The 21294-nt window shown below is 40.1% G+C and carries 18 protein-coding genes; 14 read left to right on the plus strand and 4 right to left on the minus strand.

The genetic code is table 11. The annotated features are described in order from the left end of the window. Positions 1-150: 150 nt before the first annotated feature. Positions 151-696, minus strand: coding sequence for a hypothetical protein (locus tag A0J48_RS04105; protein ID WP_200320584.1), 546 nt, complete (start codon positions 694-696; stop codon positions 151-153). Between the two features lie 170 nt (positions 697-866). Between A0J48_RS04105 and A0J48_RS04110 the strand changes: the two genes are divergently transcribed. Further along, on the plus strand, positions 867-2684 hold the full coding sequence (locus A0J48_RS04110; RefSeq protein ID WP_200320586.1) for an ArnT family glycosyltransferase: 1818 nt from the start codon (positions 867-869) through the stop codon (positions 2682-2684). Between the two features lie 288 nt (positions 2685-2972). On the opposite strand, the gene A0J48_RS04115 is transcribed toward A0J48_RS04110, so the two are convergent. Further along, on the minus strand, positions 2973-6257 hold the full coding sequence (locus A0J48_RS04115) for an ATP-binding protein (RefSeq protein WP_200320678.1): 3285 nt from the start codon (positions 6255-6257) through the stop codon (positions 2973-2975). Positions 6258-6327: 70 nt separating this feature from the next. Between A0J48_RS04115 and A0J48_RS04120 the strand changes: the two genes are divergently transcribed. From A0J48_RS04120 to A0J48_RS04140, 5 genes are all read left to right on the plus strand, one after another. Further along, the gene (locus A0J48_RS04120) at positions 6328-6525 is read left to right on the plus strand and encodes a hypothetical protein (protein ID WP_200320588.1); all 198 of its coding nucleotides are present in this window, start codon (positions 6328-6330) and stop codon (positions 6523-6525) included. A gap of 392 nt (positions 6526-6917) precedes the next feature. Further along, the gene (locus A0J48_RS04125; protein WP_200320589.1) at positions 6918-7511 is read left to right on the plus strand and encodes a KaiA family protein; all 594 of its coding nucleotides are present in this window, start codon (positions 6918-6920) and stop codon (positions 7509-7511) included. Positions 7512-7662: 151 nt separating this feature from the next. Beyond that, complete coding sequence (gene kaiB, locus A0J48_RS04130; RefSeq protein WP_200320591.1) at positions 7663-7974, plus strand: circadian clock protein KaiB; 312 nt, start codon at positions 7663-7665, stop codon at positions 7972-7974. Positions 7975-8159: 185 nt separating this feature from the next. Further along, a complete protein-coding gene (gene kaiC, locus A0J48_RS04135) occupies positions 8160-9719 on the plus strand; it encodes a circadian clock protein KaiC (RefSeq protein ID WP_200320593.1) in 1560 nt (519 codons plus the stop codon). A 103-nt stretch (positions 9720-9822) separates the two neighbouring features. Continuing rightward, positions 9823-11751: a TolC family protein gene (locus A0J48_RS04140; protein WP_200320595.1), complete on the plus strand. Its 1929-nt coding sequence runs from the start codon at positions 9823-9825 to the stop codon at positions 11749-11751. Positions 11752-11899: 148 nt separating this feature from the next. On the opposite strand, the gene A0J48_RS04145 is transcribed toward A0J48_RS04140, so the two are convergent. Next, positions 11900-12058: a hypothetical protein gene (locus A0J48_RS04145; protein ID WP_200320597.1), complete on the minus strand. Its 159-nt coding sequence runs from the start codon at positions 12056-12058 to the stop codon at positions 11900-11902. A gap of 30 nt (positions 12059-12088) precedes the next feature. Here A0J48_RS04145 and A0J48_RS04150 point away from each other — a divergent pair, with 30 nt between their 5' ends. The 4 genes from A0J48_RS04150 (at position 12089) to A0J48_RS04165 (ending at position 15116) form a co-directional block, all read left to right on the plus strand. Further along, positions 12089-12466, plus strand: coding sequence for a hypothetical protein (locus A0J48_RS04150; RefSeq protein ID WP_200320599.1), 378 nt, complete (start codon positions 12089-12091; stop codon positions 12464-12466). 82 nt (positions 12467-12548) lie between these two features. Then, complete coding sequence (locus A0J48_RS04155) at positions 12549-13052, plus strand: hypothetical protein (RefSeq protein ID WP_200320601.1); 504 nt, start codon at positions 12549-12551, stop codon at positions 13050-13052. 302 nt (positions 13053-13354) lie between these two features. After that, on the plus strand, positions 13355-13957 hold the full coding sequence (locus A0J48_RS04160) for an IS607 family transposase (protein WP_200320603.1): 603 nt from the start codon (positions 13355-13357) through the stop codon (positions 13955-13957). Between the two features lie 379 nt (positions 13958-14336). Beyond that, positions 14337-15116 (plus strand): photosystem II S4 domain protein, encoded by a 780-nt coding sequence (locus tag A0J48_RS04165; RefSeq protein ID WP_200320605.1) that lies wholly within the window; start codon positions 14337-14339, stop codon positions 15114-15116. Between the two features lie 32 nt (positions 15117-15148). Here the strand turns inward: A0J48_RS04165 and A0J48_RS04170 are convergent, their stop codons facing one another. Then, on the minus strand, positions 15149-15931 hold the full coding sequence (locus A0J48_RS04170) for an SDR family NAD(P)-dependent oxidoreductase (RefSeq protein ID WP_200320607.1): 783 nt from the start codon (positions 15929-15931) through the stop codon (positions 15149-15151). Positions 15932-16105: 174 nt separating this feature from the next. Here A0J48_RS04170 and A0J48_RS04175 point away from each other — a divergent pair, with 174 nt between their 5' ends. The 4 genes from A0J48_RS04175 (at position 16106) to ptsP (ending at position 21212) form a co-directional block, all read left to right on the plus strand. Beyond that, positions 16106-17368: a hypothetical protein gene (locus A0J48_RS04175; RefSeq protein ID WP_200320609.1), complete on the plus strand. Its 1263-nt coding sequence runs from the start codon at positions 16106-16108 to the stop codon at positions 17366-17368. A gap of 116 nt (positions 17369-17484) precedes the next feature. Beyond that, positions 17485-17904 carry a RusA family crossover junction endodeoxyribonuclease gene (locus tag A0J48_RS04180; protein WP_234300706.1) on the plus strand — a complete coding sequence of 140 codons (420 nt, stop codon included), beginning with the start codon at positions 17485-17487 and terminating at the stop codon, positions 17902-17904. Then, the gene (locus A0J48_RS04185) at positions 17901-18587 is read left to right on the plus strand and encodes a hypothetical protein (protein ID WP_234300707.1); all 687 of its coding nucleotides are present in this window, start codon (positions 17901-17903) and stop codon (positions 18585-18587) included. Before A0J48_RS04180 ends, A0J48_RS04185 begins: the two co-directional genes overlap by 4 nt. A 132-nt stretch (positions 18588-18719) precedes the next feature. Then, complete coding sequence (gene ptsP / locus A0J48_RS04190; protein ID WP_200320612.1) at positions 18720-21212, plus strand: phosphoenolpyruvate--protein phosphotransferase; 2493 nt, start codon at positions 18720-18722, stop codon at positions 21210-21212. The last annotated feature ends 82 nt before the right edge of the window (positions 21213-21294 follow it).

A 21294-nucleotide genomic window follows, 5' to 3' on the forward strand; every position in this document is an offset into this window, starting at 1 on the left:
CTCCAAAAAGTAAATTATACAAATTACTGTCATCAAAACGACTTTTCCTCCCCCTGCTCCCTGCTCCCCTGCTATCAAAACGATGGGATATTTTTTTATTTGGAAGTCCCCTATTCCCCGTTCCCTATTCCCTGTTCCCTTCTTCCTAAGTTACCGAATACACCGAGTAGGTGGCAGCTTATTGCCTAAATTGTACTGATAAAGTCGCTTCAAATCTAAGATAGCTTGGCGGTAATGTATAGGTTGACCAGATATTGTGCGTTTGCCAACACGGACTGCGCTGCCAACTTTGAGAATTCCTTCCTTGTCCCAATTTACTAAATTAGAACCTTCTGCCTTGGCTGGTATACGTTGACGACCAATACCACCAATAAATTCTAAACCTTCACCGCCTAAGCGATCGCTCAATGTTCCTCTTAAACACAGGCTTTCTTCCCCTAATGTTCTTGTGTCGTAATAGCTGCCAACAACTTGATTTCCCTGCTTACGAAACAAAAAGCAGTTGCCAATGATCGCATCTGGAGGAGTTACATTAGTTGTTTTGGGTTGTTGACTACAAAACCGATAGTTACCATTAGAGAGTTGATTGAAATCAATAGCGGCGGGTTGAGATAGACTCTTATCAGCATTCATCACACTGCACAGCAATACACCTACAGTTATCAATGGCAAAGTAAATAAATAAGAGCGGTTCATATTTGAGGGTATATATCAGTAAACATAGTTTAATACAAATGCTTTAGGTATTTTCCAGAAATGCCGCCTGCCTTCTGTGATGTGAGAACAAAATCGCACCAATCAACGACTTTTGAATTATTGTGTTTAAGGGAAAGACGCGATTTACCGTGTCGATAAAGTATGGATTTATGAGGCTAAAATTGAGCGTTACCCGCCCTGTTGATCAATGGTTGAATAACATAGAACAGCGTCCAGCCCTTGCTGTCACCATCGCCATTGTCTGGTTGCTGTTGATTAACTTTATAGCTTTTGGCTGGAATTTGGGCAATATTGGCTTAATTGACGAAACTGAGCCTCTGTTTGCGGAAGCTTCCCGGCAAATGCTAGTTACAGGTGACTGGATCACACCCTTCTTTAATGGTGTAACTCGGTTTGACAAGCCAGCGTTAATTTACTGGTGTCAAGCGATCGCCTACTCTATTATGGGTGTGAATGAATGGGCAGCACGCATACCCTCAGCCTTAGCAGCAACGGGTGTAACCGCTTTGGCATTCTACGCTGTGCAGTGGCATTTTGCTAAAAAAGATGAATTAGAGCAAACTGCAAATCCTACCCGTCGTTACTTAACAGCGGCCGTTGCATCGGCTTTAATGGCACTCAATCCCGAAATGATTGTGTGGGGGAGAGTCGGTGTTTCGGATATGTTACTCACCGGTTGTATAGCCTCAGCTTTGCTGTGCTTCTTTTTGGGATACGCTCAAAATTCTGCCCCTTCTCGCTTCCCTAATCAATGGTATTTGGCTTGTTATGTGTTGATGGCCGGAGCAATTTTAACCAAAGGGCCAGTGGGAATTGTTTTACCAGGATTAATAATGATTGCCTTTGCCCTATATGTGGGTAAATTCTGGCAACTATGGCGAGAAATGCGCCCAATTTTAGGACTGGGAATAGTCTTTGTCATATCTGCTCCCTGGTACATCTTGGTGACTTGGCGCAACGGCTGGAATTTTATTAATGCCTTTTTTGGTTATCACAATATAGAACGGTTTACAGAGGTAGTTAACGGTCACTCAGCCCCTTGGTATTTTTATTTTTTAGTAGTGTTATTTGGTTTTGCACCATATTCTGTTTATATACCTGGAGCGATCGCTAGATTGAAATTTTGGCAGCGATCGCAAATAATCAACCAGGAACGTTCTCAACAACTGGGTTTATTTGCCTGTTTCTGGTTTTTGGGTGTATTTAGTTTTTTCACCATCGCTGTCACCAAACTTCCCAGTTATGTTTTACCTTTAATGCCAGCAGCAGCTATTCTCGTCGCATTATGGTGGAGTGACCTATTCCCAAACACACATACTCATAAATCTTTCAGCATCAGTGGCTGGGTAAATGTTGCTTTTTTATCAGCACTAGCTGTAGCTTTGTTTAACATTTCCCACATCATCGGTACTGACCCTGCTGCACCTGAACTATACGAACAAATTCAAAATTTAGGCATTGCCAATATCGGCGGTATAATTTGGCTGACTGCTGCTGTAATTATCGCTGTTTTAATACTCACATATCGCTGGCGTGCCATTATTACTATTAACCTGATATGTTTCGTAGCATTTTTATCACTGGTTTTAATGCCAGCATTATTTTTGATGGATGCAGAGCGTCAAGCACCTTTAAGACAATTATCTGCGATCGCAGTTCAAGAACAACAACCCAATGAAGAACTAGTCATGGTTGGCTTCAAAAAACCCACCGTCACTTTCTACACTCAAAAAACTGTCACTTATCTCAGGTTTTCCCAAGAAGCTTTAGACCATATTCGCACTCAAGCATCAGCAAAAGTTCAACCACCATCACTACTACTTCTTGCTGAACAGAAAAAATTCGTGGAAATGGACTTACCACCAGACCATTACAAAGCGATCGCCACCAAAGGAGCTTATAATCTCATTCGCGTTCCCTTCCAAAGAATTAACCAAAACAAAAAAGAAAAAACAGACAATTCGTAATACGTAAACAAGGGAATAGGGAATAGGGAATAGGGAATAGGGAATAGGGAATAGGGAATAGGGAATAGGGAATAGGGAATAGGGAATAGGGAATAGGGAATAGGGAATAGGGAATAGGGAATAGGGAATAGGGAATAGGAGTATGGCTTACGCCACGCTTCGCTATCAGGAGTATGGCTTACGCCACGCTTCGCTATCAGGAGTTCAGTATTTCAGTAGTTCAGTATTTCAGTAGTTCAGTAGGAAGAATTTATTTTTCTCCCCCTGCCTCCCCTGCTTTCTTCACTGTCACCTGTCGCCTCTTTTACCCTTGACCAAAGCCTCATTAATCTGCTTTAATAAATCTGCCATTGAGATAGAACGAGGTAATATTTGGGTAGCGATACCATCAGTAAGTTCTGTTAAACTATCAACTACATGATTTGGCAATGAACGATATCCCTTCTGTTTAGGTTGTCCAATTTCTGTAGTTTTCACCTGATTTAATCTTTGGTCAATTACCAAAATTGGCGGCAAATTAAATGGTAAATCTGACAAAGCTTTTAATGCTTTTTGTACTTCTTTATGAAGTGCAGATTCACCCAAACAGATGAGGATTAAATCAACACTTTGATGGCGGATTTGTTGTAGTACCTCTGCCCAACAATTCCCCATTGCTGCTTTCAACCCAGCAGTTTGTAAATACTGAATTAAAGCTTGAAACCATTCTGATCCCCGTTCAGTGTTGGCAGCAGATTTTTTTTCTAGTGAATCACTCGTCACCTGTTTACGTTTTACCTGTGGTAAATCACCCAACATGGTAACATCAACTACTAAAATATTAGGAGGGCAACCAATACCAGAAGCAATTTGCAAAACTGATAATAAAGGATCTGGTTTTCCTGTAGCATTGACGTTTTCCTTGCCCAATGGATTTAAATAAGGAAAAACAGATAATTCTGGTATTTGAGAAGCACTCAAAGTAGTAGCAACATCACAAGTCACCAACGGTATAGCTGCCAAACGTGGATGTTTGGTCAATTGTTGTAGATAATCTTGGGCTGTAGCACTTTCCACATCGAGCAAAATCACATCGAATTGCCATACCCGTGCCAAAAGTTCTGCCTGATCTAAATCATCTACTTCAATTACTCGATGTTCTCGCAAAGAAGGTTGGGGATTAACAGAAGCTAATTCTGGATTCACTAACCTCAGAATCCGCAACGGAGTTTTTATTGGTGCGCTGTTGGTATTTTCTACATTTATTTTTTCAGTTTCTGATGCTGCACTCAATCTTTCTAAAATCGGTGTTAAAACCTGATGTTCTATTGGTAAACTCAAGAAACTATCAGCGCGGTGAGCATAAGCTTGTTCTTTTTCTGCTCCCGTCGCTGTGACAATCACAGGAATATGGCGAGTTGCACTATCAGATTTTAATAAAGTCAGCACATCCCAACCCGAAAGTAAAGGTAGTAAAGGATTCAAAAATATAGTTTTTGGCTGTAAACGACGGGCTTTTTCTAATGCTTCTGTTCCCGATCTGGCAATTACTACCCGATAGCCTAAACTTTTCAGATGTTGGGTTAGATCTTCAATATATCGGGCTACTGCTTCAACTATCAACACTAAACGTTGGGAAGAAACGGGTTGATGTGTTTCTGAATTTCCTCCCTCTGATTCCCCAAAGCTGGTTTTAGGAGGAGAAGGTGGTAATAGTAATGTAAACTGGCTACCTTTACCTTCCTGAGATAAAAAGCTCACATCTCCTCCATGTAGACGCGCCAAAGCCCTGGTTAATACTAGTCCTAAACCAGTTCCTTCAAACTGTCGAGTCAGGGGATTTTCTAATTGTTGAAATTTTTGAAAGATTAAATGTTGTTGATGTTCAGGAATACCAATACCTGTATCCCAGACAGTAAAAGCAATCCAACCTTCCCAGCGATTCACCCGTAGCCCAATTTCTCCAGAGGTTTCGGTGAATTTAAAGGCATTAGAAAGTAAATGTACCAGCATTTGCCGCAACCGCAATTCATCTGCCACCATTTGTTCTAAACCTGGTTCAATAGTCAAGCTGAATTGATGATCTGGTGAATGCTGACTTTCAGATGGAGAGGAATGGATGAATTTGCTGGGTTGATTGTGGAGTGTTTTAACTTCTGATAAAGCGCGATCGCATACCTCTCGAATTTGCACCGGAGAAGGTGTCAGTTCCATCTGTCCAGTTTCCATCCGCGTCAAATCCAAAATGTCATTGATCACACTCATCAAATGGCGGCCACTTTGATGAATTAAACTTGCATAACGGGCTTGTCGCTCGTTTAATTCTCCTAATTGTTGATCTACTAATAACCGTGACAGACCCAAAACTGCTGTTAATGGTGTTTTCAGTTCATGACTAATACAAGCTAAAAACTCATCTTTTAACCGATTTAGTTGAATTAAATCGGCATTTTTGGCTGCCAATTCTTTAAAAAGTTGTTGCTGTTCGGTAACATCAGTGGCTAAAACTAACCATAAATCCTCAGTTAATTGTTCTGGGTTCTCCGTTGTGAGTGTAACTTCTGAATCACCACTTAAAACTTTTAACTCATGACTATCTAAAGGAATTTTCGCAAACTGCCAAATTCGTTCTTGACCATTTTGTACTTCTACAATACAAGTACAAGTACCCTGTTGAGCATCTAAATAGCAATGACTACCAGATGTAGTATTTGCAGGTACTTTTGGCTGATCAATGATTGGTAAAACTGATGGTGAATGAGGTGCTTCATTTCTTTTAGGTAGGTGATAACCATCAGCAGGCCATTTCCTGGACGTGGTTGGTGCTGCGGTTTCACTATCTCTGGAATAGGGATGAACCTTAACAGCTTCTTGATTGATGTATTCTGGATCTTGAGGGCGGACAGGAGACAGGATAGTTTCTACTTGTTGTCTGATTGCTTCTGGATCTTTCAGGACTCCCAATTGTTGCCACCAAGCTGGATTTTGCGTTAAAACCTCACCATTACTGGTTTGTAACATCAAAGGCCAGGGCAGTCTTTCCAACAATTTTACCAAAGGTTTATGTTTGAATGGTGGATGTTGATTTTGTTGGTACAAGCGAGTTTTTACCCCAGCATAATTTTCTGTCACCATAGCTGGAAAGGCTGAAGACCCTATCGTGGCTTTATTCCTAGCCAAAAAACTCAGTAGGCGTAAATTGTCCACCAGCCCCAAAAATTTACCTGCTGAGTCAATTAACGCCCAATCTAAAATTCCATTTTTTTGGCTTTGTTGGTAACGCAAAAATAAGCTAAATTTATCCAGATTCTCAGAAACTGATATCGACTGAATTGGTGAAATCAGACTGGGACTCAAATTTGAGATTGACTGCTGTAGGTTTAAAAACGTTTCTCCACTAGCTGCTGCTAATAATTTGGGGATTAAATGGGCAGAGTACAACAATCCGATGGGAAATTGTTTTTGATTTACCACTACCAAGCGATCGCACTGCTCTTTCTCCAAAATTTCCAATACTACACCCAGAGTGCTAGTCTCTGGGCAACTGGGTACGGTTGCTAGAAAGTCATAAAGCGGGTAATGTAGCATTAACATAAGGCTTAAGGGGTCATTCTTCCTCTGCTCGCCTCTGGCATCAATTTCTGCCAAAGTGCTGAGGGTTTTCATGCCTGAAGAAATATCCTCCAAGAAAATTTATATAAGCGTTCTTGGTGACAGTTTCAATGTGATGGAAGCCATTGAATCAATTCTCGTCAAAAATCGTTTACATTTAACGATTTCCAGAGCAGCTATGCTTCCCTGTGCTACTCTTAGCAACGATGTACTGTCTGCACCAGGATCTTACTGGTATGGAAACTCCTGATCTATAGTTACAGCTAAAACAATTATCGCTCCAAAGATTCGCTTTAGAACCTTGAGGAATTATAATGATTTAGAACGAGACATTACTTTAACTTCGTTTATGTATCTTATCAAGGAGTGAAAAGCATAAATCTGTACTCAGATAGATATACAGACCTACACCATATCAATTGATTACTACATCCGTTTTATTGAAATTTTTAACAAGTGGATATTAAGTCATAATACTCACTTGCAAAAACAGGTAATATAGTCATAATTCCTCAAGAGTTGGTTGACATAAGGCGTTTTCACCAAATAAATAATTTTATGTAAAAGGTTTTACCGCCCTCAGCACCAACCAGCACTAACAACTTACTTGAGGCGATAATTTAAATAATATATAAAAAATAGATGATACTACCTATATTATTGATTTGGCTACCAGATGTTAAAAAATCTTTATACAGCATTACTCCTGGCAATCAGCAACAACGTTTAATTGGCAAGTTGGGGAATGTCATAAATGACATAGTTGTCCGAATGTGGGGTTTACCGCTGACTGCGACTATTGCTGTGAAAAGCGACTATTTACCCAATGGTAGACAGTTAAACACCAATTCAACAAATGATAATGAGCAATATAGTTACGTCCTAGCCTGTAATCAACAAAAAAATCAACAATGGTTTCAGAAGATGAGTCCAGCCGATAAGCAGGAATTATTAGAACAACTGAAATCAGATTACCGCCAAATTCTTATAAATTATTTTCTTCCAGACAAAACACTGAAAACAACTATTGATAAATTTATCAACGCCTTATTTTATGCTAATATTCCTGTGCCACAAATTATAGAAATCCACATGGAACTGATCGAGGAATTTTCCAAACAACTAAAATTAGAAGGAAGGAGCGATGAAACATTACTAGATTACAGATTGACATTGATAGATATTCTGGCACATTTGTGTGAAGTCTATAGAATTTCCAATTCTAAAATAAATTGAATTGGTTGACTTTTTATGATGTCAATTGAGACAGATACAGCAGCAACTAGTAGTCAACAGTCAGCACTTTGCTATAACTAGATTTTGTACCTCATGTACTTAACATACACTGTATTTGGTATTTCTATACTCAGTCCTATCGTGGAAATTTATGAATAAAGTTGGAAAAACTTATGTTCTTAAGCTGTATGTAGCAGGTAACACACCTAACTCCGTGCGAGCATTAAGCACACTTAAAAACATATTAGAACAGGAGTTTCAAGGAGTATATGCTCTAAAAGTAATCGACGTTCTCAAAAACCCACAATTAGCGGAAGAAGACAAAATATTAGCCACCCCGACATTATCGAAAATTTTGCCACCTCCAGTTCGCAAAATCATCGGTGATCTTTCAGATAGAGAAAGAGTTTTGATAGGATTAGACTTACTTTATGAAGAATTGAGTGAAGAAGACTGGGAATAATCATACCATTTTGGATTTTGGATTTTAGATTTTGGATTGTGAAATTCTTGATATACTCAGCTTTTCATCTTTCCATCTGTCTCATGCATTTTTCAAATAGGTATAAAATACTGATTCATAAAATTCATAAAAACTGAGATTTAGCAATTTAAAAAACCGGGTTAAATACCTTTATCTAATTAGCAATGAGTGACCAAGAGCAACAAGCAAAACAAAAACCACCAATTGGGGGTGTAGAAAAAATCCGCACAATGATCGAGGGCTTTGACGATATTAGTCATGGCGGTTTACCAGTTGGGAGAACAACCTTAGTCAGTGGAACTTCTGGTACAGGAAAAACCTTATTATCTTTGCAATTTTTGTATAATGGCATCACTTACTTTGATGAACCAGGAGTATTTGTTACCTTTGAGGAATCACCAAGCGACATTATTAAAAATGCCCATATTTTTGGGTGGAATTTGCAAAAGCTGATTGAAGAAGGGAAACTATTTATTCTCGATGCTTCTCCCGACCCTGAAGGTCAAGATATCGTCGGTAATTTTGATCTATCAGCCTTAATTGAACGATTACAATACGCTATTCGCAAATACAAAGCCCATCGGGTTTCCATTGACTCCATCACAGCAGTATTCCAACAATATGAAGCCGTAGGAGTAGTACGGAGAGAAATTTTTCGCCTCGTAGCACGTCTCAAACAACTATATGTCACCACTATCATTACCACAGAACGTGGTGAAGAATATGGGCCTGTAGCTTCTTTTGGAGTAGAAGAATTTGTTTCCGATAATGTAGTCATTGTCCGCAACGTTTTAGAAGGAGAACGCCGACGAAGAACAATAGAAATTCTCAAATTACGTGGTACAACTCACATGAAAGGTGAATATCCATTCACTATTACTAATGCAGGAGTCAACATTTTCCCATTAGGAGCGATGCGTTTAACCCAAAGGTCTTCAAATGTGCGCGTCTCTTCTGGGGTCAGTACCTTGGATGAAATGTGTGGTGGTGGTTTCTTTAAAGATTCGATTATTTTGGCCACAGGTGCTACAGGTACAGGTAAAACTCTGTTAGTCAGCAAATTTATTCAAGATGGCTGTGTTAGCGGTGAGAGAGCAATTTTATTTGCTTATGAAGAATCCCGCGCCCAACTGTCTAGAAATGCCTATTCTTGGGGAATTGATTTTGAAGAATTAGAACACCAAGGTTTATTAAAAATAATTTGTACCTATCCCGAATCAACAGGTTTAGAAGACCATTTGCAAATTATTAAATCAGAAATTGCTGATTTTAAACCAGCCAGAATTGCCATTGACTCCCTTTCAGCATTGGCTAGAGGTGTGAGCAATAATGCTTTTCGCCAGTTTGTGATTGGTGTAACAGGCTATGCTAAACAAGAAGAAATCACAGGCTTCTTTACCAATACAAGTGACCAGTTTATGGGGTCACATTCCATTACGGATTCTCATATTTCCACGATTACTGATACAATTCTCATGTTACAATACGTAGAAATTCATGGAGAAATGTCGCGGGCAATTAACGTATTCAAAATGAGAGGTTCGTGGCACGATAAGGGAATTAGGGAGTACAATATTACGGCTGACGGACCTAATATTAAAGATTCATTCCGTAATTACGAGCGAATTGTCAGCGGTGCGCCCACCCGCGTTATCATGGACGAAAAGGCGGAACTTTCTCGCATTGTCAAACGTTTTGAAGACAAACAGAGTTCTGATTCTTAAATTCGGTAACGTGCTATATTTTTTGCTTAATTTATGATCGTGTTATATTCTGTGTGAAGACAAGTTTTCTGCCGCTAGATAGATTTTCGTGTGAGGGGACGCGGTGAAAGGACAGCAATTATTTCATAGTTTCTTACCTGGTGTAACAGCAGCGGTGTTAACAACTCAGTCAGCTTGGGCTAGTACCCTGAAAGTTGGTGAGGTCAAGCTGGTGCCTTCTCCTAGTGTCTTGACTGCAACTGATGGAAAAACCTCAGTTGTGGACAACATTAACAGACAGCAGCGCAATACCGCAGTTGATAATTCTCCAGCTTTAGTACCCGCTCTGGATTTTAGTACCACTAATGTTGCTAAAATAGAAGCAAATACTAATACAAGTACATCAGCAGGCAAAAGCCCCAAAACAGTTTTACCAGTGACAATGACTGTGTCCAAATTAGCACAGTTACAGGAAGGGAAAAAATGTTTACAGGCAGAGCAAAAAAGCAAAGCTGCGCTGCTTCTAGATGTGGGAGCTTGTTCACCAAAAAATGTGGACACTAAGAGGATAGCTCAGGTAACTAACCCTGGTGAATCACAACCACCTAATACTTCCGAGCCACCTGCTCAAAACTCAGAACCACCTGCTCAAAACTCAGAACCACCTGTTCAAAACTCAGAACCACCTGCTCAAAACTCAGAAACTGCCGCACCAGCACCAACAGGTTCTACCAAAACGCCGCTGGAACACCTGAATCCTAGTCCTAATCCTCTACAATTTCCCACGAAACCAGAGGAAGTGAAACTTCAGGCAAATCAGCCATTGACTTTAGCCGAGGCGCTGGAACTGGCAAAGCGGAATAATAATGAATTACAGGTGTCCGTATTGCAGTTGCAACGCACTAAATCTGCTCTTAGAGAAGCTCAGGCTGCTTTGTTGCCCACTTTGGGTGTGAATGGCAATGTCACTAATAGCCGTAGTGCTAACAGTACACTGCAAGCTAAACAAGCAGGTGTAGACGCTGAATCTAATACCAGCTTCAGTAGTCAAGCAGAATTGAGATATGATCTTTATACTTCTGGAAGACGAAATGCGGCAATTACAGAGGCTGAGGAACAGGTACGTCTTCAGGAATTGGAGGTAGAAAGGCAATCTGAGGAAATTCGCCTGAATGTGGCTACAGATTACTATAATTTACAACAAGCAGATGAAAATGTACGGATTTCTCAGTCCGCAGTACAGAATTCTGAAGCTAGTTTGCGAGATGCACTAGCTTTAGAACGGGCTGGAGTCGGGACAAGATTCGATGTGTTGCGATCGCAGGTAAATTTAGCCAATGCCCAACAAGATTTAACCAATGCTCGTTCTCAGCAACAAATTGCCCGCAGACAGTTAGCTGCGCGGTTAAATTTGCCCCAGTCAATAAATATCAGTGCGGCTGATCCTGTACAGTTAGCTGGCCTGTGGGAGCGCAGCCTAGAAGATAGCATTGTCTTGGCTTTTCAAAACCGTCCCGAACTACAACAACAGTTGACACAGCGGAATATTAGCGAACAACAAAGAAGACAAGCTCTAGCATCTTTAGGTCCGCAAATTAGTTTAGTTGCCAGCTATGACCTATTAGATGTGTTTAATGATAGTATCAACGTGAGCGATGGTTATTCAGTAGGAGTACAAGCCACTCTGAATTTATATGATGGTGGTGCGGCAAGAGCAAGAGCAGCCCAGGCTAAAACTAATATAGCGATCGCTGAAACTCAATTTGCTGAACAACGTAACCAAATCCGCTTTCAGGTAGAAAATGCTTATTCTACACAGACCGCCAATTTGGAAAACGTACAAACTGCTAACGTGGCTTTAGAACAAGCCAAAGAGTCCCTACGGTTAGCGCGGTTACGATTCCAAGCTGGTGTAGGTACTCAAACAGATGTAATTAACGCTGAAAATGAACTGACAAGATCCGAAGGAAATCGCGTGCGTGCCATTTTGGATTACAACCGTGCTTTGACCGAATTACAACGTTATGTAACATCTAGAGCTTTTAAGAAGTAAACCAACAGAACTTTTTTAAAAGAGTCAAAAGCCTCATTTAGCAGTGTAATTACTAGCAAATGAGGCTTTTTGGTCAAAATTGGGTGTAGGGTGTAGGGTGTAGGGGAAGAAGAGGCAGGGGAGGCAGGGGGAGAAAAATTAATTCTTCCTACTGAACTCCTGATAGCGCAGCGTGGCGTAAGCCATACTCCTGACTCCTGACTCCTGATAACGCAGTGTAGCGTAAGCCATACTCCTGATAGCGCAGCGTGGCGTAAGCCATACTCCTGACTCCTGACTCCTGATAACGCAGTGTAGCGTAAGCCATACTCCTGTAACTCCTGAACTCCTTCTTCTTATGACTAAAATTACATCACAAGAAATCGCCCAATTTCGCTCTCAACTAGCAGATGATCCTCAAGCAATGGAAGCGTTAGACTTAATTGAGGATTGTGACGGAGACTTAGAAGATGCAGCCATGACTCTGGCTATCAGAGCAGGACAAGAACCAGGAAGGACAAATTCTGAGTGGTTAGATGCTTTAGCTAGGAAATGGCGTGCAGTTTTGTGTGAACAAGAATATCGCAATGATTTGGTGAATGACTCAGTGACTGGGATGATGTCACACCTGAAAAGTATCCCAGAGTTTCCCAAGATTTTAGCAACCCCGGTTTTAATATATGTCCTTAAGCAAGGCGTGAATAAGTTTTGTGAACCGTTGGATTCTCTAAAATAATATTTAGTGCTGAGTATGGTGTGGAAGTGCTGATACTCTGTTAATTAAGGAAACCCTTTTTTGGACAACTGTTTTTAGACCAATGAATTACCTTGTAGCCGTATTACCAGACCGCATCCAAGCTGAATCTGCTTACCTAGGCTTAGAAAAAGAAGGCATAAATAGCACTATCCTGGGTAGGGGATACAAAACCGCTGATGAGTTTGGCTTGATTGACCCTAAAGAAGAAGCGAAAAAACAAGCAAAATTGATGGCATTTTGGTTAGTACCATTTGGCTTTTTTGCTGGTTTTACCTTCAGTCTGATCACTGGTTTGGATACCTTTGCTTGGGCTGGTGAAATTGGCAATCATGTCATAGGTGGGTTGCTAGGTGCTGGTAGTGGTGCTATGGGCAGTGTATTTGTCGGTGGTGGTGTAGGTTTGGTTTCCGGTGGTGGAGATGCCTTACCCTACCGCAACCGCTTGGATGCTGGTAAATACTTAATTGTCGTGCAGGGTTCAGAAACTTTGACTCGCCAAGCTACCCGCATCTTACGTCAATATGACCCAGAAAATCTCCAAGGGTATGCGGTGGAAAATAGCTAATTCTTGACATACTCCCCGCCCTCAAAGGGCAGAGATTCTGGGTTCAAACAACAGTTGCGGGCATAGCCCGTCTTACACTATCTCGCCCAACAGACAATGCCCTGCCTGTTTCTACAATTATATCAAAAAGCCGTCTTAGATGGTTACAGAGCCTGTCAAAGTAAGGACGGGGAACCTTAAACCCATTTTTTCGGTAATTTGTAAACAAGGGAACAGGGAATAGGGAATAAGGCTAGTAACTAAATAAAAATAACTATCCAAATATCCTCATATCTACTCAATAAGTATGCTATACTTCAGATATGAGTAAATTAACTATATCAGAGGCAGCAAAGTTAAAAGGTGTAAGTGTTTCCACTCTCAGAAGATGGGAATTAGAGGGTAAAATAATACCAGAAAGAACTCCCAATGGACACAGACGTTATGATTTGGCTCAATTGTTAGGAGTAAAATCAGAATTGTCTTATACTATTGGTTACTGTAGAGTCTCTAGCTATGACCAAAAAGATGATTTAGAACGCCAAAAACAAGTAGTGGAATTATATTGCGCTCAACATGGTTGGCAATTTGAAATCATTGAAGATTTAGGCTCAGGATTAAATTATAGCAAAAGAGGATTAAAGAGACTAATTCGCCTAATCACTGAAAGTAAAGTGGAAAGATTAGTTCTCACTCATAAAGACAGATTATTGAGATTTGGAAGTGAGCTAATATTTAGTTTATGCCAGCAGTTTGGTACAGAAATAGTGATCATTAATCGTACAGAAGATAGTAGTTTCGAGGAGGATTTGGCTCAAGATGTATTAGAAATAATTACAGTATTTTCTGCTAGGCTTTATGGGTCGAGAAGTCATAAAAATAAGCAAATTATTGAGGAGTTAAAAGATATTGCTACTAGGCTTTAAAACCGAGTTAAAGTTAAACCAAAATCAACATCTGTGGATTTGAATGTGATAGGGATTTAAACGCAGCTATTAATTTGAGCCAGTGCGGTCTTGTGAGGTTTCCCCCAGGAGGAACTGCCGTTAACTGGCGTGTCAAAAGCTGTCAGTTAGGCAGTGTTAGCCTGTGGATTGGGTAGTGCCGAGACTTCCAAGATGAAGCAGGAAGTATTAGTGTTGCTCAAAGTAGATTTGAGTAGGTTTTATATAACGGAATAGTTTTTCTTTTTTTGCCTCCTGTAACCTCTGATAGCGCAGCGTGGCGTATCTCTGCTCCGCTAACGCGGTAGCGTGCCGGAGGCATCAGCCATACTTCTGTAACTCCTGAATTCCTGAACTCCTAATGTTACCTAGAGAAGAACTTTTAAAAGGTGTTGAAAATCGTGATAGTATAGCCCGCGTGATTGACCAAGCAGAGCAGGCTATAAAGACTTGGGAAGTGGTTTTAACTGATTTTTTGTCTCCGCCGGAGTTAGCGGAAATTCAACGGGTTTTTAGTCGATTAACAGAGGTACATTTGATAGCGTGGGGTGGATATCCCCAAGCTGAACGTCAAAGGTTAGCGATCGCTCGTTCTGAACTTCCCTTAGATCCATCTCAAGTTGCTATCACTGCTTTAGAAATTGCTGGTAATTTTCTGTTTGATACTGCAACCCACCGCGACTTTTTAGGTGCGATGTTGGGGACAGGAATTGTGCGGGAAAAAACGGGAGATATTATTGTTTTGGGGGAAAGGGGAGCGCAAGTAATTGTAGTCCCGGAACTGGCAGAATTTTTGGCAATGAGTTTGAAACAAGTGCGTTCTGTGCCGGTGAAAACTCAACCCATTGATATCAATGAGTTAAAAATTCGAGAACCGAAAAAGAAAGAATTAACTACTGTAGAAGCTTCCCTGAGATTAGATGCGATCGCTTCCGCTGGTTTTGGAATGTCTCGGAGTAAAATGGTTGATTTAATTGACTCCGGTGATGTGCGAGTTAACTGGAAAGAAATCACCCAAGCAAGTTCTCAAGTCAAAACCGGAGATTTAATTGCCATTCGCGGTAAAGGACGTTTAGAAGTTGGTGAAATTGCCGTGACTAAAAAAGACCGATACCGCGTGCAATTGACGAGATATATGTAGTAAATTGACAATTGATAATTGATAATTGATAATTATGAATTATTCTTAAATTGTTTAGCTATTGCATTTACCAGAGATGCTCGTGGTAAAAAGCGGTGCAGATTAACGATAAGGTGATTTCCCAAACCACCGCTAACTACTGTAGAAGCTCCTTTTTCTAAACCTTGTAAAGCATCTTTTACAACTTCTTCAGCAGTGGCTATTTTATTATTTGCACTTGCTAAAGCTGGTGGAAACTTGGCTTCTGTGAAAAAATCTGTTTCTGTTGGGCCTGGACAAACTACTAAAACTTTCACCCCATAATCTCGATTTTCTGCCCACAATGCTTCGCTAAAACTGAGAATAAAGGCTTTAGTTGCTGCATAAACAGAAATATAAGGCATTGGTTGAAAGCCAGTAATTGAGGATACATTAATGATGCTACCAGAGCGACGTTGCCGCATTAAAGGTAGAAATTTGTGGGTTAAATCTACCAATGCCATAATATTTAATTGAATCATTTTTAATTGCCGTTCTCCGTCTCGTTCGGCAAAATCTCCATAATCACCAAAACCAGCATTATTGATTAATAAATCAATAGTTAATCCTTTCTCCTTAATAAAATCAAATACCTCATTGGTGGCATTATTTTCTGTCAAATTTTTGGCTATAAATTCGACTTTTACTTGATGTTGTTGCTGTAAATCTGTGGCTATTTGGTTAAGTTTTTCGGCTGAACGTGCCACGAGAACAAGATTTGTTTGTCGTGCGGCTAGTTCCTCTGCAAAAGCTTTACCAATTCCCCCAGATGCACCAGTAATTAAAGCTGTTGACATTTTAGGTATTATCTGATTGATTCCATCACCTTTCTTTATGGTAGCAACGCTGGACTAAAGGTTGTGTGCAGACAGGAAAATTTTTCTTGGTAATGGTTGTATTATTTATAGTCAGAAACGGGAATACTAGATTTAGCTAGATTTAGCTAGATTTTGTAAGTTCTGAGTGTGACTATGTTCGGTAAAATCAAATTTGCGGCTTTTTTCATTGCAGGTACAGCAGGGGTTTTATGGGTTGTGAACTTACCATACCCGATGATTCGTAAACCTGTAGCACAGGTAGCACCAATTTTATTGTTACCTAGTTTTATGAGTATGGATCACAGCTACCGGGGTGCGATTGATGCTTTAGAACAAGCAGATCAGTTGGTAAGTCGTGCTACCAGCACTGCGGATATTGAACTGGGTGGGGAAAAGGTAAAAGCGGCAAAAAGACATTTGGATAATTTACCAGTTTGGTTTTTGGGATATTATCCACAGCGTTATTGTAGTTTATTTAGTTGTAGTTGGCAGTTTACTTTCGATGAATTTGAACAGGCCAGAGAAAGAGTAGCGCGACTGGAAGCTGTGGTTTTTCAAGATAAAAATGCCTTAGTTCCTTTGAATGAAGCAAAAACTGCTCTAGAGACAGCAAAACAGCAATATCAACAAGCTAAAAATACAAAAGAGCGAGAAACTGCCATTGCTAATTGGCAAATAGCTATAGATAAATTAGACCAAATTTCTCAACAAACATTAGCAGGAAAAACAGCCCAAACTCAACTAACTGCTTACAAAAGAGATTTTGAATATGCGCGGGTTAGTAATTTTATTACTGCTGCTCAAGAATTTGATTTAGAAGCCCAAAAAATTCAACCAACAAATTCTCAAGTAGCAGCGGAATTATGGCAACAGGCAGTTAATCGACTGGAACAAGTCCCAAATGAAAACCCTCAATATGTGGATGCACAAAAATTAATTGCCTCCTACCAAGTTAAACAAAAAACAGTAGTCGATCCTCGCAGTACCACTTACATTGCATCTGCAAAACAATATGCTTTAGCTGCTGCGAAAGCTTCCCAAAATCCACCTCATACTGTACAGAAATGGGAACAAGTTAGTGATTTGTGGGAAAAAGCTATTCGGCAGTTAGAAAATATTCAAGTTTCTGAACCAAGTTATGTAGAAGCACAAAAGTTAATAGCCCAATATCAAACTAATTTGGGAACGATTAAAAATCGTCGTCAACTTGAAAGTGATGGTAAAGAAATTCTGGATACAGCTAACAAAGAAATTCAAAGATTGATTGCTTCACCACCAGATGATAAAAATGAGATGAAATCAGAAATTATCGGCATTATGAATCAACTGAATAATGTGAAATCAGGAACAACATCTTACGCTGAGGCACGGAGATTATTGAAGTTGGCAGATAATAAACTCAAGCAGCTTAAGTGATAGATGAAGATTGGGTTAGACACTAGAGCAAAAAAGCGTGATTCCTACGGATAGCTTCGCTATCGCTATGCCCGCAAAACCAGGTAAGCTGAATGATCAGGTAAACTATTTAAATCTTGAGTAAAGTATCGTTGAAAACATTTGAGTTCATAGTCAACGGTCCCCCTGTATCTCAACAAACTCGTAGACGTGAAAAGCTTAGAGCTTGGCAAGCTACAGTTAGGCAAGAAGCAGAAAAATATTGGATTTCAGAGCAACAGCCTGCTACTGGATTAGTTATGCTAAAGGTGACGTATTTCTACAGTTCCTATGCTATTGATGTAGATAATATAGTTAAGCCAATTCAAGATGCAATAATTGGTTTAGCCTATCTTGATGATGACCAAATCACAGATGTATTAGTCAGAAAGAGAGATTTATCAGGAAACTTTAGAATAGAAAATATAACTCCGATATTGGCAGAAGGCTTTGCGCGAGGTAATGAGTTTTTACATATTGTTGTTACAGATGCTCCTAATCAAGAGGTAATTGAATGATGAATGCTCAAACTAAACAAATGGAAAGAGAAAGATTACTCAAAGTAGCACAGGAATATCGTCAAAAAGGCTATGAGGTAATACTTTCACCCAAGCTGGAAGAATTACCTGATTTTCTCAGAGACTACCGCTACCTTCCTGACATGATAGTACGTAGAGGAGAAGATGCAGCTGTAATTGAGGTAAAATCTCGTCGTTCCCTGATGTCATCTGCACATAATTTTAAAAATTTAGCGGCGCTAGTAAACGCGCATCCTGGCTGGAGATTAGAATTATTAATGACTAATCCAGATGATGAATTATATTCTTCTAAAATAGAAAATTCTCTACAAGCAGAGGAAATAAAATCTAGATTACAAATAGCTAAACAATTAACAAGCAATCATCCAGAATCAGCAATTCTTTATATTTGGTCTTTAGCTGAAGCAACTCTTAGACTACTTGCTGAAAACGAAGGTTTGATGTTGCAGAAAATAGAATCACCATTGCATTTATTAAAGCAATTAGTAACTGAGGGTATTATTTCTCAAACTGACTACCAATTACTGATGAATAATTTTCAGTTACGGAATGCGATCGCTCACGGTTTCAAAACTACTCCAGTAACTCTAAACTCTGTACTTGAACTTATTGAAGTTACAGAACAGTTATTAGACTCCCTCAATGTTGATAGCTTGGCGTAAGTCATAGTGTTAATTTAGGATCTTGTTACAAAAATTAACCTTTTCCTCTAGAACCTAAATACAACCTAAATAAATATCCCCTTTGGATTTTGACAATTCATAATAGGATGGGTAACTGGCTAAGGTATTACAGTGGTTGGCATTGTTATTGTTTCGCACAGTAAACAATTAGCTCTGGGAGTACAGGAACTAGCTGCACAGATGGTTCAAGGAAAAGTTCCCCTCGCTGTAGCAGCAGGTATTGATGATCCGGAAAACCCACTGGGTACAGATGCGATTCAGGTTTATGAAGCGATCGCCTCTGTTTACTCAGATGATGGGGTTTTGGTATTGATGGATTTGGGTAGTGCTTTGATGAGTGCGGAAATGGCACTAGAGTTTCTTACCCCAGAACAGCGAGAAAAAGTATATTTATGTGCAGCACCGTTGGTAGAAGGTACTGTTGCTGCTGCTGTCGCTGCGATGAGTGGCAATATTCAGCAAGTAATCGCGGAAGCACAGGGAGCATTGGTAGCAAAAGAAACACAATTAGGTTTAATTAGTAGTCCATTAACAGCAGTCAGCCATCAACTCATTACTAACGAAGTTATCACCAAGGAAATCAAGCTGAAAGTCAAGAATCGCTTGGGTTTACACGCTCGTCCATCGGCTCAATTTGTGGCCACTGCATCACGCTTTCAATCACAAATTCGCGTCCAAAATTTAACTAGAAATACAGAATTTGTCCGGGGTGACAGTATTAATCAAGTCGCTACCTTGGGGGTACGTCAAGGACATGAATTACTAATTACTGCCACTGGAATTGATGCCCAGGAAGCACTGAACACCTTACAAAAACTGATTAATAATAATTTTGGTGAAGATGATAGTATTGTCGAATTAAAATCAAACCGCCCAGAAATTACTGCACCAACAGATGGTGAACTAGTAGGAATTGGTGCTTCTCCAGGAATTGCGATCGCCCCATTGGTTCATTATCAATCTGCTGCTGTTGCTTTTACGGAATATCACATAGAAAATGTAAATATAGAGTGGCAAAGATTACAAGCAGCGATTCAAACCGCCAAACAGGAAATTGCCACTTTACTCTCCCAAACATCCATTCAAATAGGGGACGCAGAAGCAGCAATTTTTGATGCTCATCTCCTCTTTTTAGCAGATCCAGTAATGCTAGAAGCAGCCCGCCAGCATATTGTAGAAGAACGTCTGAATGCAGAATTTGCTTGGCAAGCTGTAGTGGATGAAGTAGCAAATTCCTACCGCAGATTAGAGGATGCTTATTTACAAGAACGAGTTGATGATGTGGTTGATGTGGGGCGCAGGGTGCTAAGAATATTAATGGGGAATGCGCCCACAGACTTGGAATTAACAGAACCATCTATTGTTGTAGCAACAGATTTAAGTCCTTCCGATACCGTCAAATTAGACCCAAGCAAAGTGATGGGTATTTGCATGACCTCTGGCAGTGCCACTTCCCACAGTGCCATTATCGCTAGAACCCTTGGCATCCCTGCGGTTTTGGGTGTAGATCCTCAAGTGTTAAATTTACAAAGTGGAACCTTGATGGCATTGGATGGGGAAAGTGGTAAAGCTTGGGTTGCACCAGCAGCAGAAACATTACATAGACTAGAAGCCAAACGAGAGGCTTGGAAAATTGCCCAAGCAGAAGCGCGAAAACTGGCACATCAACCAGCAATTACTCGTGATGGTTGCCACATAAAAGTGTTAGCAAATATTGGTAGTATTACGGATGCTCAACTCGCTGTACATCATGGTGCAGAAGGTGTGGGATTACTGCGTACAGAGTTTTTATACTTGGACAGAACCAACCCACCGACAGAAGAAGAACAACTGGAAGTCTATCAAGCAATTACGCAGGTTTTAGACAAGCAACCGTTAATTATTCGCACTTTGGATGTAGGTGGAGATAAACACCTTCCTTATTTGAGTTCGTCAGTTGCGGAAGCTAACCCCTTTTTAGGTGTGCGCGGGATTAGGTTCTGTTTAGAAAATCCTCAGTTATTGAAAACTCAATTACGAGCAATTTTACGCGCTAGTGTGGGGAAGAATATTAAAATCATGTGGCCGATGATTGCTACTTTAACAGAATTAAGGGCAGCTAAGGAGATTTTTTATGAAGTACAGGAGGAACTAAGAGAAGCGGGTATAGCTTTTGATGAGAATATGAATGTGGGGATGATGATAGAAACACCCGCAGCGGTAGCTATAGCTGATCAGTTCGCTAAGGAAGTAGACTTTTTCAGTATTGGTACAAATGATTTAAGTCAGTATGTGATGGCAGGCGATCGCACTAATCCCAGAGTAGCAACTTTAGCGGATGCTTTACAACCGGCGGTATTAAGAATGATTCAGCGCACTGTTAAGGCTGCCCATGCTGCAAATATTTGGGTAGGATTATGTGGAGAAGTCGCAGCAGAAACTGTAGTTGCACCGATTTTATTAGGTTTGGGAGTAGATGAATTGAGTGTTAACCCCCAAGCGATCGCACCCTTGAAACTGGCAATTTCCCAGTTAACTCTAAAAGAAGCGCAAGCTATAGCGAATGTGTCATTACAACAAGATTCTGCCACTAGTGTGAGGGAGTTGGTTTATCCAATTGGGTAAATTCAACAATGGACAATTAACAATTAACTCTTCTTTGAAGGGATTGAAAAATGGGAATTTTTTTCTTTTTTTCTCTTCAAAG

This window comes from Sphaerospermopsis aphanizomenoides BCCUSP55, from assembly GCF_001586785.1.
Classification (GTDB): Bacteria; Cyanobacteriota; Cyanobacteriia; order Cyanobacteriales; family Nostocaceae; genus Sphaerospermopsis_A; species Sphaerospermopsis_A aphanizomenoides_A.

Bases quoted from the DNA above. Each gene is read 5' to 3' on its own strand.
- A0J48_RS04105 (WP_200320584.1), bottom strand. From the start codon at position 696: ATGAACCGCTCTTATTTATTTACTTTGCCATTGATAACTGTAGGTGTA.
- A0J48_RS04110 (WP_200320586.1), top strand. From the start codon at position 867: ATGAGGCTAAAATTGAGCGTTACCCGCCCTGTTGATCAATGGTTGAAT.
- A0J48_RS04115 (WP_200320678.1), bottom strand. From the start codon at position 6,257: ATGTTAATGCTACATTACCCGCTTTATGACTTTCTAGCAACCGTACCC.
- A0J48_RS04120 (WP_200320588.1), top strand. From the start codon at position 6,328: ATGCCTGAAGAAATATCCTCCAAGAAAATTTATATAAGCGTTCTTGGT.
- A0J48_RS04125 (WP_200320589.1), top strand. From the start codon at position 6,918: ATGATACTACCTATATTATTGATTTGGCTACCAGATGTTAAAAAATCT.
- kaiB (WP_200320591.1), top strand. From the start codon at position 7,663: ATGAATAAAGTTGGAAAAACTTATGTTCTTAAGCTGTATGTAGCAGGT.
- kaiC (WP_200320593.1), top strand. From the start codon at position 8,160: ATGAGTGACCAAGAGCAACAAGCAAAACAAAAACCACCAATTGGGGGT.
- A0J48_RS04145 (WP_200320597.1), bottom strand. From the start codon at position 12,058: ATGGCTTACGCTACACTGCGTTATCAGGAGTCAGGAGTCAGGAGTATG.
- A0J48_RS04150 (WP_200320599.1), top strand. From the start codon at position 12,089: ATGACTAAAATTACATCACAAGAAATCGCCCAATTTCGCTCTCAACTA.
- A0J48_RS04155 (WP_200320601.1), top strand. From the start codon at position 12,549: ATGAATTACCTTGTAGCCGTATTACCAGACCGCATCCAAGCTGAATCT.
- A0J48_RS04160 (WP_200320603.1), top strand. From the start codon at position 13,355: ATGAGTAAATTAACTATATCAGAGGCAGCAAAGTTAAAAGGTGTAAGT.
- A0J48_RS04165 (WP_200320605.1), top strand. From the start codon at position 14,337: ATGTTACCTAGAGAAGAACTTTTAAAAGGTGTTGAAAATCGTGATAGT.
- A0J48_RS04170 (WP_200320607.1), bottom strand. From the start codon at position 15,931: ATGTCAACAGCTTTAATTACTGGTGCATCTGGGGGAATTGGTAAAGCT.
- A0J48_RS04175 (WP_200320609.1), top strand. From the start codon at position 16,106: ATGTTCGGTAAAATCAAATTTGCGGCTTTTTTCATTGCAGGTACAGCA.
- A0J48_RS04185 (WP_234300707.1), top strand. From the start codon at position 17,901: ATGATGAATGCTCAAACTAAACAAATGGAAAGAGAAAGATTACTCAAA.